Genomic DNA, 11,566 nt, shown 5'->3' on the forward strand with positions numbered 1-11,566 from the left:
CATTGGATGAGTTTGCTAAACAAAACAAAGTCCTTTCTGCCAAAGGTGGTACAGAGTAAATGAAGCAGATAGATGGAAGGAAAGATTACATTCTTACCCGGGGAGGTCTGGCGGATATGTGAAATACGCTTCATAACCTACTTAGTGATAAGTAGCTGAACCGTCAGAAGTCAGCAGAGGTCATAGTATTAGTTGGTTTAGAACTACTAAAGAAGGATTGAACAATTAAGAGAGAATAGCCCTTGGCATTCAGTGAGTCATGATGAACACAGAAAACGTAGTACCTCACTTGAGGAAGGAAGCGGTGAATCCCGTGGGAGACCTCTTGGAGGGTGGAGTGACCACTGGCATAAAGAGAACAGCTATTCACGGAAGNCGTACGGTGGTGTGAGAGGACGGGAGTTAATCGCTCCCTCCTACTCGATTTTGAAAAGTTGCCTTTTTTATAGTTGGGGTTTACGGAGTTTTTGATTGGCGGAAATGTTTGTGATATTGGCGGATTATTTTATGAAAATGGCGAATAAATGCGCAAGATTGGCGGATATCTCGCTGTGGAGAAACCTAAATAATTCGGATGGCGGATATATTTGGGATATTGGCGGATTATTTTATGAAAATGGCGAATAAATGTGCAAGATTGGCGGATATCCCGCTGTGGAGAAACCTAAATAATTCGGATGGCGGATATATTTGCGATATTGGCGGATTTTCTTATGAAAGTGGCGAATAAATGCGCAAGATTGGCGGATATCCCGCTGTGGAGAAACCTAAATAATTCGGATGGCGGATATATTTGCGATATTGGCGGATTTTCTTATGAAAGTGGCGAATAAATGCGCAAGATTGGCGGATATCCCACTTCGGACAATCCTAAATTTTTCGATTGGCGGATATGTTCACATATTTGACGGATATCTAGCCAAGATTGGCGGAAATCCCGTACAAAAAAAGAGAGCGGAGGGAAAACATATCGCTTTCTTCTTCCGCTCGGTTAGGAACGACTTAATCCAATTTAAACAACTCATCAATTGCTTGAATTTCCTCTTTGCTCAAAGACACATCGGCTGTTTTTAAATTGTTCAACACCTGCTCAGCCCGCTTTGCCCCTGGAATAATGGCCGTCACGGCTTCCTGTGCCAAATACCAGGCAAGGACGATATTGGCCACTTCCACATTTTTCGATTGGACGATTGGGCGCAGCCGTTCCACTTTTTCCACGATTTGATCGTAAACCTCTTTTTGGAAGAACTGCGAATTTTTCCGGTATTCGGGAATTTCCGTGTCCTTTGTGTATTTCCCTGTAAGCAGCCCCGAAGCTAATGGGAAGTAGGGGATAAAGGCGATGTTGTGCTCAAGAACATACGGGAACAACTCTTTTTCCGCTTCCCGGTGAATCAGGTTATAGTGTCCCTGATAAACGTCCACATAGCTGTCTTGATTGGCTTCCTGCAATTGGGCCAAGGAAAAATTGGAAACGCCAATGGCCCGAATCTTTCCTTCATCCTTTAATTCCTTCAATGCGCCAATGGCTTCGTTTTTTGGCGTATGTTCATCAGGGAAATGGATATAGAGCAAGTCGATGTAGTCCGTTTTTAAGCGGCGCAAGCTTTTTTCCACTTCCGCCTTCAAAAAAGAAGGGGAATTGTCCATAACCCTTTGACCATTCACCATTTTTGGACCAACCTTCGTTGCAATGACCAACTCGCTTCGGTTGCCCAGCTCTTGGATGACTTCACCGATGAGCTCCTCGGAACGTCCCAATCCATATATGTAGGCCGTATCGATAAAGTTGATGCCATTTTCGATGGCAACGCGGACCACTTCTTTGCCTTCCGCTTCATCCAAATTTGGGTGAATATTGTGACCACCTACCGCATTTGCTCCTAAGCCGACCGGATGGACGTAAAGATTGGTTTTGCCTAAACGCACTTTCTCCATAAAATCATGCCCCCTTTGTTTATTAATTACTTTACTAAAATTCAAAAAATTTACAAGTATATGAGTTTCTAAGGAAATTTCAAAGGAAAATGGTGTCGATAAACCCTTGAATAAACAGCGGTTGTCGAATATTTCGCTTATTTTGTAAGTCATTTGAAAGTGGCCATCAGATTGAAAGATTTTTTATAGGAGCATTCGGACATTTATTGTCAACTTTAGTTGACAATGGAGGCGCCTCAAAGTACGAATCTTGTAAAAAATGCATGGAATTTTGATGCTTTTTTCATATAACGAACGGTTCATTGCAAGATTTCCTAAATACATTAATAAAGCTCCAACAATGAAGAACATCCACTCTTTAAATATCAACCAAGGTTTACAAAATTAATTTGGTAGAGAAATCTCTGTGTCGAAAATAACAGATAGTAATTTTCCTATATAAAAATAACAATCTTCTAAAAAATGAGCAGGCAAAAAATAAATTGAAAATCCTTATAAAAGGAGTTTAATTTTTAAAAGATATCAACCAAGTTTACAAAACAAATTGACTGCCAAAAGGATATGTCGAATAAAGAAGCAAAACAAATTGTTATTTCAAAAAAATAATTAGATCCGGTGAATTAAATATTGACACTAAACTTTGTTATATCAAAAAATCAATTCTGTCGTATCGTTTCGAATCAATCTTAAAGCCTCTTCCATCAGGAGCCTGTTGTCGAATGGGGGGATGATGAATTGCTCATCCTTTCCTGCAAATATGCAACAGGGATAAAGAGCCCCACTTGGCCAAATTTTTCATGATCCAAAGTGGCGAAGATGATGCCGATTACTTTCCCGTCATCATTGATTACTGGGCTGCCGCTGTTTCCCCGATATACCGGCGCATCGATCATATATACTTCCTCTTCCCAATCCGCAAGCAAAACAGGTTCCAGCACATGCCCTTCATTGGCGATGCCCGTAAAGTAAAGGGGATTGCCGATGATATAAATGGATTCTTGTTGGAGATATTGATATTTTTCACTCAGCGTCAAATAGGGCAGGTCTTTTCCATCCACCTGCAATAAGGCCAAGTCCACTTCGGGATACGTGGCCACAACCTCTCCTTTATATAAGCCATCATCAGGGAAACTGACCTTAATCGTGAGGGCGTCGTCAATGACATGTTCGTTTGTAACGATCAAACCGTTTTCCGAAATGGAAAATCCTGTACCCTTTCCGTCCTCTGTCGTTATTTGAACAACCGCTTTTTTATAAGATTGAATTTCTTTTTGGGATGACAGTCTTGCCGAAGTCTTCAGAAACTCAATGGCGGGGATGGAATAGATTTCAAAAATCACGGCAAAGGTGCTGAAGGCAAGGATAATGGCCATCAACAAAGCCATCATTTTCCTGAATCTGCGGGGTTTTTTGGCGATTTCTTCTTCTTTTAGCCGATCTTCCCTCTCTTTTTCAAGCGCCTCCTTTTGCGCCTCCAATACAATTTCTAAGAATTCCTCTTCATTCATCGGTTCTTGCTCATGTTTTTCTTCATTGGCCATGTCACCACTCCTTTTAAGGTCCGCTCCTTATCTTGGGTATCCTTAATTTCATTCTCCGAAAAAAGATTCGTTGACAAAATACCTATAGGGGTATATATTTTAATTAAATAATTGAAAGTGAACAAAAGTCTTCGATGTTTTTGTTTCTCAGATTTGCCACAAGGCGATCATTACCTTTTAGGGTATAAAGGACAGGAGTGATTACATGAAAAAAGTGTTGATTGTTGGAGGCGTGGCAGGAGGAGCCAGTGCTGCCGCAAGAATTCGCCGGTTGGATGAACAGGCGCGAATCATCATGTTTGAAAAGGGGCCGCACGTATCCTTTTCCAACTGTTCCTTGCCGTATTATTTGGGCGGGGTGGTAGCATCAAAAGAAAAATTGGTGCTAATGACGCCGGAGAGTTTTAAAACGAAGTACAATATCGAAGCCCGCGTCAATCAGGAAGTCATTCACATTCATCGGGATGAAAAAACGGTGGAAGTGAAAAATTTGGAAACGAATGAAGTGTATAAAGAAAGCTATGATGTTTTAATTTTATCACCTGGAGCGAGTCCAGTCGTCCCTCCGTTTGAAGGGGTGAATCTGCCGCATGTATTTACGGTGAGAAATGTGGTGGATATCGACCGCTTGCATCAATACGTGAGCCGGTCCAATGTGGAAAGCGTCGCAATCATTGGCGGAGGCTTTATAGGTGTCGAAGTGGCGGAAAATTTAAGGGAAGCGGGAAAAGAAGTCACATTGGTGGAATATGCTCCTCAAATCATGGCGCCATTTGATGAAGATATGGTGCAAATTCTTCATAAAGAAATGATGGATCATGGCGTTCAATTGATTGTCGGTGATGGGCTGAAAAAAATTACGGAACATTCCATAGAACTCAACTCCGGAAAACAAGTGGAGGCCCAAGCGGTGGTGCTGGCCATTGGAGTGAAGCCGGAAGTGGCGCTTGCCAAGGAAGCGGGGCTTGAAATTGGGGAGCTTGGAGGCATTAAAGTCAATGCCAATTATCAAACGTCCGACCCATCCATTTATGCCGTGGGGGATGCCATTGAAGTATATCATCGCTTGACCCGCAGACCGACAAGGCTCGCTTTGGCCGGACCGGCTGTCAGACAGGCGAGGGCGGCTGCGGACCATATTTATGGCCATAAGCAGGAAAATAAAGGGGTTATCGGTTCCTCTGTCGTAAAAATTTTCGATTTAAATTGCGCTGTAACCGGGTTAAATGAGCGGGCGGCAAAAGAGGCGAACATTCAATATGACAGTGTTTATATCATCGCGCCGGATAAAGTGGGAATCATGCCGGACAGCCATCCGCTCCATTTCAAATTGATTTTTGAAGTGCCGACGGGAAGAATCCTCGGGGCCCAGGCCATCGGAAAAGGAAATGCAGACAAACGCATCGATGTGATTGCCACATTAGTTACGTTGGGCGGCACGCTGGAAGATTTGAAAGAGTTGGAATTGGCCTACTCCCCGATTTACAGCACGGCGCGGGATGTGGTGAATATCGCGGCTCTTGTGGGACTGAACATCTTACACGATGATTATAAACAAGTGCACGTTTCCGAAGTGCGCGGCTTGGTGGAGCAAGGGGCAACCTTCATTGATGTCCGTGAGAAGAACGAATTTGAACGGGGGCATTTGGTGAATGCCATCAACATCCCATTGAGCGAATTGCGGGAGCGGGTCGATGAAATTCCCCGCGACAAGCCGGTATACTTGCATTGCCGTTCCGGTCAGCGGAGTTACAATGCGGTGAAAATGTTGCAAAACTTAGGATTTACAAATGTCTACAACGTTTCCGGTTCCTTCTTGGGCATTTCTTTATATGAATACTTCATAGATGTGACCACTGGCCGGGACAAAATCGTCACTGACTATAATTTCAAATGATCCGTTCACTGAACCTGATTAAATCGCTTACCATTGAATCTTTCTTGCCTATATGGCAAAATGATATACAACCGAACACGGGAAACGTTTTCTAGGGTTCCGCTGCATTGCAGGACTGGTCCGAGAGAAAACGGCGCATTTGCGTACACGGAAGGATAAAAGCCTGGGAGATAAATCTATCTCTTTAGGCTTTTTTTATTGGAGGAATGGAAATGAACAAACATTGGATGACCGTTTATGTTGCCGCATTATTTGAAGTGCTGTGGGTGATCGGCCTTGCCCATGCGGATCGTTTCCTTGAATGGGCTGGAACAGTCTGCGCGATTTTCTTGAGCAATTACTTATTGATCCGGGCATCTCAATTTTTGCCCGCAGGAACGGTCTATTCGGTTTTTGTCGGATTAGGAAGCTTAGGGGCGGTCATTAGCGATATTGTATTCTTTGGAGAGCCTTTTCATCTGTTAAAGATATGCTTCATTTTGTTCATTATTGCAGGGGTTGTTGGGTTGCAGCTTTTGACGGATGAAGATGCCGGAAAGGGGGATGAAGAGTGATGGCATGGGGGGCGCTTATACTTGCCGGTTTATTTGAAACATTGGTAGTTGCGTCGATGAATCAATTTGCCGTCCGCCGCAGCTGGCAGCCGATTGCGTTATTCATCGGAAGTTTTGGAGGGAGCTTGGTTTTATTGCAATATGCCATGCAAACGATTCCGATGGGAACCGCCTATGCCGTTTGGACGGGAATCGGTGTTGTGGGGGGTACCCTGGTAGGTATAATCTTTTACAATGAATCAGGAAATTGGAAGAGAATATTGTGCATTTTTGCCATTCTTGTGGCGACAATTGGTTTAAAATTGTTGGAGGGGTAAATACTATAATGAGTTCATTCAAGAGGAACGGGGGATTGCGTTGTCAAAGCACCATTATTTTTTTGCAGTGAAATTGCCGAAAGAAGCGAAAGAATTTTTATATGAGTGGATTCAAGCGAGAAAAGGGGATTTTCCATTTGCACGCTGGGTTCATCCGGAAGATTACCATATAACTCTGGCTTTTTTGGGGTTTGCTGAAAAGGAGAAGCTGGAGCAAGCGATAGAGAAAGTGAAGCCCATTTTGGAAAAGGAAGTTTCATTCACATTAACATTGAATTCCATCGGCGTTTTCGGTCCACAAAAAGCTCCCCGCATTTTTTGGGCGGATGTGGAATCTTCAGAACAGCTCTTTTCCATTCAAAAAGAGGTTTATCAGCAATGTGTGGAGACGGGATTTCAATTGGATAAAAAACCTTTCCGCCCGCATATCACATTGGCGAGAAAATGGAATAGCGGGGATGCTTTTGACATAAAAACATTGATGCAGATTCGTGAGGAAAACGGAAATACTTTCTCCTTCAACGTGACGGAAGTCGTTCTTTATGAAACCCATTTGGATCGGACACCGAAGTATGTTGAGTATGCAAATTTTCCTCTGGCCGTCCCGGGAGCCTGATTTCAATTCATAAGCTTGCCCCCTTTGAAATAGGATAGGGATAAGAAAGGCGAAGGGGCTGCAAATGAAATGAGACAAGCATGTATCTATTTCATTCTATTATTTATACTTGCGTTCTTTTTTATCTATGATCGGGAACCGCTGCAATCCGTTCAGTTTTCCATCATCATGTCCGGGTTGTTATTGTTGATTCGAAGATGATCTAAGGGCTTTCTCACAAAAGCGAATCTGCTTATTAAAGGAAATAGAATATGTTTTGAAAAATTCAGAAATTATTTAGGAAAATTATTGAAAAAATCTCCCACCTGTTGTTTCGGAGTGTTAGTATAAAAACAAAACTCCTGGCGAGAGGAATTCAGTCAACTTCCGGTCTGTGGAAGTGATGTACTTCACTTCAATCAAACCACTGGATGGAAAGTGGCGGATCGTTCATGAAACACAAAAGGGGGAGATTAAGAATGAAAAAAATAGGGGCCATAGCAAGCGCGGTCTTAATCGCTTCTACAATTACGCCGGCAGTTTACGCGGAAAACAACGTTGCTTCAGAAAGCGCCAAATTTAAAGATGTTCAACTGTATAAAGAAGACATCAATTTTTTAGCTGAAAAAGGATTAATCAAAGGCTACCCTGACGGAACATTCAAACCCAACAATCCGATTACAAGATACCAAGCAATCAACATTCTACTGCGGGAAATAAAACCGGATGTGACGAATATTCCCGACGTTCAATATAAAGATGTGAAAAAAGGGGACTACGGTTACGAAGAGATTGCTTTAGCAACCGCATTGGGCATTGTTTCGGGGAAACCGGATGGCACTTTTGATGTTTCGGGCAATTTGACCCGTGCGCAATTGGCAAAAATGTTGGTCGAAACCTATAAAATTCCATTGAACGAAAAGAAAAAAGTATCATTCAAAGATGTTGATGACAAAGATTGGTATTCAAAATACGTCCATATTTTAGCTTCCCATGGAATTATTACAGGGTATGAAGACAAAACCTTTAAACCGAACAATAAAATATCGAGGGCACATTTAGCCTTAATCCTGAGCCGTTTTTTGAAAAACAAGGATAAAATATTGAGCAATGCAGATACAGATGGTGATGGTTTAACGGACCGGGAAGAATTGATTTTGCTGACGGATCCCAAAAAGAAAGACACTGACGGGGACGGGTTGGATGACTATTTTGAGTATGTGAGCAATGTGTATTCTCCGACAATGGCGGATACAGATGGCGATGGAATAAAGGATGGAGATGAGGATGCAGATTCGGATGGACTTTCGAATTTGCAGGAATTGGCGATAGGGACATCCCCTTATTTGAAAGATACCGATGGAGACTCTCTGCCTGATGGACAAGAAGTCGCAAACGGTACAAACCCATTGGCCGATGATACGGACCGTGATGGTTTGTTGGATTCGGAGGAAGGCAGATTCAATTTCAATCCCCGCAATCGGGATACTGATGGAGACGGGATTCTTGATGGGGATGAAGTGATCCAATGGGAAACAGCGGCTCCAGCCTATTTGAAAGGTGAACCGGCCTATCCGACTGTCACGATGAAAAGCAGGGCGAAAGATGCATTTTTTACGGAAATCCAACCGATTTCAACCGCCCATCCACTCTTAAATGACAGCATTCCCGGCCTGATCGGCAACGCATATTCTTTCAACACCGTCACTGATTTTGATTCTGCCAAAATAAAATTCCATTATGGCAATTCCGTTTCAAACAATGATTTCCAACCGGCCATTTTTTACTATAACGAGAAAAAACAGGCTTTAGAAAAGGTGCCAAACCAAATGCGTGATCCGCAAACCAATACCGTTGAAGCGGCGGTGGACCGTTTCGGCGTTTATGTGTTGATTGATGGCACTGTATGGGATCAGGCTTGGAAAGAAGCGCCCGGCATGTCAAACAAGGAACGGGCCCGTTCATCAGGTGATCTGGATAACCCAATCCACTTTACCTCTTCACTGTCCGTTGTCCCGGCAGATGTTGATCAAGCGGGATCAAAAACAATAGCCGCTGCAGAAGATTCCGAGCTGTTCACAAAAGATTCCGATCGTGACGGCATTCCCGACTATTATGAAACGAACGGGTTGATCATCGGAACGGGCAGCCTCATTAAAACGGATCCAAATAACCCAGATACAGATCAGGACGGAATCTTGGATGGAGATGAAATCAAATTCGAACAAGACAAGGAATATGCGGTGCTCATTTCAGATCCGAATAAAAAAGATTCCGATGGAGATGGGATTTCAGATGCCGATGAAAAACCGGCTGAAAGATTGGTTTATAATGTGACGGATGAAGCCTTGGCGGTATTTTCGGATTTGGCCTATTTGGATGTTGCCGGTATGTCAAATTCCACGGAACAGGCGCAAGGTTTGTTCGACTTCTCCAATAAGGATGTTCCGCCAATACCGCTTTCGAAAGAATCCATACAGAATGCCATCCGTTTGAAACAGAAAGCTTATTTAGTGAAAAATTGGGAGATCATTGGGTTTGAAACAGACGCAATTAGCGGACATAGCGGGGTTGTGTTCCGCAATTCCTATTCCAATGACATCGTAATAGCAGAACGCGGTGCAGCCGATTTGGCGGGAATCATAAATAATCTGGACGTACTTTTGACTGGCGATATTCCTCAGTTGGATCATGCGTTGGCGTTGGCAAGAAAAGCGATCGCCAACAATTTGTACAGCGATATTTACGTGACGGGCCATTCATTGGGCGGATTTAACGCACAAGTGATTTCCTATCATTTGATCAATGATTCATTAGCGAAAAATCAATTCCTTTCATCTAAAACAGCGAAAGCCATTCAAAAAGCCGTATTCGAACATTATCAAAGAACGGTGACATTCAACTCTGTTCCGCTTTTTAATAAAGATTCTTTGCGCCAATTGGGAATTGATCTGGATGTTTACACAAATCCGGAAATTCCAAAAGAAGAGATAGGAAAGAAAAAATACGAAGCGTATATTACAAATTACCAATTAAGCTACGACATCCTTACGATTTTGGGCAAATATTCAAAGTCCGGATATCTTGGAAAAACCGTCATGTTCAATTATCCAAAACAGGCACCGAAAACAGTGCAAAACGCGCCATTTGAAGCCCTTAAAACAATGATACAGGAGTATGGGAAATCCGCATCCGGCGGGGAGCCGAGCAACCCATTGGAATTGAAAAGATTCATCATTAATTTTTATCTGTGGTTTTCCATCAATGGACAGGAACAGTATAAAAAATTGGTCAACGAAGAGTTGGGGCAAGCAATGGAGGCGCACGGCATCAGAAATTTCGATCAGTACGATTTTTAAAATCATTGCCGATGCAATCTTTCATCTGGATGATCGCCAGGACAGTCGGGGAGTATCAATACAATAAAAGGCGACGTGCGGATTGCAGGACGTTCTAACAAAACCAAGAAATGTTGAAAAAACATTTTCTTGGTTTTTATTATAAGTTGACTTTATACCTAATAGGGTATAAACTGTTGGTAGAAATCAAAGTCATAGAAAGTAGGGATGCCTCATTGAAATACGATACGAAGACAATAAACCGTGTGAAGCGTATTGAAGGACAAATACGCGGGATTCTGCGCATGATGGAAGAAGGGAAAGACTGTAAAGAGGTCGTCACTCAGCTTAGCGCCGTCCGTTCCGCAGTGGACCGTACCATCGGCGTGATTGTGAGCAACAACTTGATTGAATGCATGAATAAAAGCAAAGCGGAAGATATGGATGAATTGGTGCAAGAAGCGATTAATTTAATTGTCAAAAGCCGTTAGTTCCAATAGCTGTTTACGCAGCTATTTATTTATAAATCGAAATATACCTATATAGGTATTTGTTTGGAGGTGAGAATATGGAGTGGATTCTCATTGCGATTGTTGCCGCATTCATTATATGGCGCTTGAAGCCGGCGAATGTGAACACCATTTCCGCACACGAATTGAAAAATATTCTGCAGGATAAGGACAAAATATTTATTGATGTAAGGACACCGGCGGAATACAGAGCAAAACATATTCCGCAATTTCAAAATTTGCCTTTGGGATCGGACTTTTCTAAACTTCCCAAAGATAAAGAAATCATTGTCATTTGCCAAAGTGGCATGAGAAGCGGTCAAGCCTGCAAGCAATTAAAAAAGTTGGGGTATGAGCGCGTCACAAATGTCCGTGGCGGCATGAATGCATGGAGATGAATGATGGAGGAGGATTTTTAAATGAAAGAAATTACACCGAAAGAAGTTCAGCAACGTTTGGAAGCGGGAGAGACATTGAATATTATCGATGTCCGTGAAGTGTATGAATATCAAGGAGGGCATATTCCGGGAGCCGTCAATATTCCATTAGGATTGCTTCCAATAAGAATGAATGAACTTTCCAAAGACAAACCATATATTGTGGTGTGTTTGGCAGGCGGCCGCAGCGCCCAAGCGACAGAGCTGTTGGATCGAAATGGATTTGATGCTACCAATATGTTGGGCGGCATGAGCGCCTGGGAAGGGGAAGTGGAATAGGATTAAGGAGTCAGCGGGACTTTGAAGAAATAGGGAGGCTGGGACAAAACCCTCCTCTAAAATGGAAACAGCCCATGAAATGTTGGAATGAAATTTCATGGGCTGTTCTTCATTTTTTCAATAAAAATAAGGACATCTTCTGATAAAATTTAAGTATCTAC

12 protein-coding genes and 1 riboswitch are annotated in these 11,566 nt (G+C 42.7%); of the genes, 10 read left to right on the plus strand and 2 right to left on the minus strand.

What is annotated here, in order from left to right; translation table 11 throughout:
- Nucleotides 1–471 precede the first annotated feature (471 nt).
- A complete protein-coding gene (locus tag ACFPOH_RS02745; RefSeq protein WP_208650931.1) occupies nt 472–627 on the plus strand; it encodes a hypothetical protein in 156 nt (51 codons plus the stop codon).
- Between the two features lie 375 nt (nt 628–1,002).
- Here the strand turns inward: ACFPOH_RS02745 and ACFPOH_RS02750 are convergent, their stop codons facing one another.
- Both ACFPOH_RS02750 and ACFPOH_RS02755 read right to left on the minus strand, forming a co-directional pair.
- On the minus strand, nt 1,003–1,938 hold the full coding sequence (locus ACFPOH_RS02750) for an aldo/keto reductase (RefSeq protein ID WP_390308805.1): 936 nt from the start codon (nt 1,936–1,938) through the stop codon (nt 1,003–1,005).
- A gap of 701 nt (nt 1,939–2,639) precedes the next feature.
- Nucleotides 2,640–3,479 (minus strand): S1C family serine protease, encoded by an 840-nt coding sequence (locus tag ACFPOH_RS02755; RefSeq protein WP_390308806.1) that lies wholly within the window; start codon nt 3,477–3,479, stop codon nt 2,640–2,642.
- A 205-nt stretch (nt 3,480–3,684) separates the two neighbouring features.
- Between ACFPOH_RS02755 and ACFPOH_RS02760 the strand changes: the two genes are divergently transcribed.
- The 9 genes from ACFPOH_RS02760 to ACFPOH_RS02800 all read left to right on the plus strand — a co-directional run bounded on the left by ACFPOH_RS02760 (nt 3,685) and on the right by ACFPOH_RS02800 (nt 11,405).
- Nucleotides 3,685–5,376 carry an FAD-dependent oxidoreductase gene (locus ACFPOH_RS02760; protein WP_342580796.1) on the plus strand — a complete coding sequence of 564 codons (1,692 nt, stop codon included), beginning with the start codon at nt 3,685–3,687 and terminating at the stop codon, nt 5,374–5,376.
- Nucleotides 5,377–5,456: 80 nt separating this feature from the next.
- Nucleotides 5,457–5,548: riboswitch (guanidine-I (ykkC/yxkD leader) on the plus strand.
- Between the two features lie 40 nt (nt 5,549–5,588).
- Nucleotides 5,589–5,930 (plus strand): DMT family transporter, encoded by a 342-nt coding sequence (locus ACFPOH_RS02765; RefSeq protein ID WP_208650927.1) that lies wholly within the window; start codon nt 5,589–5,591, stop codon nt 5,928–5,930.
- Entirely contained in the window at nt 5,930–6,247 is a 318-nt protein-coding gene (locus tag ACFPOH_RS02770; RefSeq protein WP_342471192.1) for a DMT family transporter, read from the plus strand. The genes ACFPOH_RS02765 and ACFPOH_RS02770 overlap by 1 nt, the downstream gene beginning before the upstream one ends.
- A gap of 40 nt (nt 6,248–6,287) precedes the next feature.
- On the plus strand, nt 6,288–6,863 hold the full coding sequence (gene thpR / locus ACFPOH_RS02775) for an RNA 2',3'-cyclic phosphodiesterase (RefSeq protein WP_342470549.1): 576 nt from the start codon (nt 6,288–6,290) through the stop codon (nt 6,861–6,863).
- Nucleotides 6,864–6,932: 69 nt separating this feature from the next.
- Complete coding sequence (locus ACFPOH_RS02780) at nt 6,933–7,064, plus strand: hypothetical protein (RefSeq protein ID WP_281275674.1); 132 nt, start codon at nt 6,933–6,935, stop codon at nt 7,062–7,064.
- Between the two features lie 257 nt (nt 7,065–7,321).
- Nucleotides 7,322–10,201, plus strand: a complete 2,880-nt coding sequence (locus ACFPOH_RS02785) for an S-layer homology domain-containing protein (protein WP_342470548.1) — start codon at nt 7,322–7,324, stop codon at nt 10,199–10,201.
- A 215-nt stretch (nt 10,202–10,416) separates the two neighbouring features.
- Entirely contained in the window at nt 10,417–10,671 is a 255-nt protein-coding gene (locus ACFPOH_RS02790) for a metal-sensitive transcriptional regulator (RefSeq protein WP_208652122.1), read from the plus strand.
- A gap of 77 nt (nt 10,672–10,748) precedes the next feature.
- Nucleotides 10,749–11,087: a rhodanese-like domain-containing protein gene (locus ACFPOH_RS02795; RefSeq protein WP_208650924.1), complete on the plus strand. Its 339-nt coding sequence runs from the start codon at nt 10,749–10,751 to the stop codon at nt 11,085–11,087.
- A gap of 21 nt (nt 11,088–11,108) precedes the next feature.
- The gene (locus tag ACFPOH_RS02800) at nt 11,109–11,405 is read left to right on the plus strand and encodes a rhodanese-like domain-containing protein (RefSeq protein ID WP_390308807.1); all 297 of its coding nucleotides are present in this window, start codon (nt 11,109–11,111) and stop codon (nt 11,403–11,405) included.
- Nucleotides 11,406–11,566: the final 161 nt, after the last annotated feature.

The organism is Ureibacillus suwonensis (assembly GCF_042655065.1).
GTDB classification, from domain to species: domain Bacteria; phylum Bacillota; class Bacilli; order Bacillales_A; family Planococcaceae; genus Ureibacillus; species Ureibacillus suwonensis.

Excerpts from the sequence above, each read along its gene's own strand:
- ACFPOH_RS02770 (WP_342471192.1), top strand. The coding sequence starts at position 5,930 with ATGGCATGGGGGGCGCTTATACTTGCCGGTTTATTTGAAACATTGGTA.
- ACFPOH_RS02750 (WP_390308805.1), bottom strand. The coding sequence starts at position 1,938 with ATGGAGAAAGTGCGTTTAGGCAAAACCAATCTTTACGTCCATCCGGTC.
- ACFPOH_RS02800 (WP_390308807.1), top strand. The coding sequence starts at position 11,109 with ATGAAAGAAATTACACCGAAAGAAGTTCAGCAACGTTTGGAAGCGGGA.
- ACFPOH_RS02780 (WP_281275674.1), top strand. The coding sequence starts at position 6,933 with ATGAGACAAGCATGTATCTATTTCATTCTATTATTTATACTTGCGTTC.
- ACFPOH_RS02785 (WP_342470548.1), top strand. The coding sequence starts at position 7,322 with ATGAAAAAAATAGGGGCCATAGCAAGCGCGGTCTTAATCGCTTCTACA.
- ACFPOH_RS02760 (WP_342580796.1), top strand. The coding sequence starts at position 3,685 with ATGAAAAAAGTGTTGATTGTTGGAGGCGTGGCAGGAGGAGCCAGTGCT.
- ACFPOH_RS02755 (WP_390308806.1), bottom strand. The coding sequence starts at position 3,479 with ATGGCCAATGAAGAAAAACATGAGCAAGAACCGATGAATGAAGAGGAA.
- ACFPOH_RS02765 (WP_208650927.1), top strand. The coding sequence starts at position 5,589 with ATGAACAAACATTGGATGACCGTTTATGTTGCCGCATTATTTGAAGTG.
- ACFPOH_RS02795 (WP_208650924.1), top strand. The coding sequence starts at position 10,749 with ATGGAGTGGATTCTCATTGCGATTGTTGCCGCATTCATTATATGGCGC.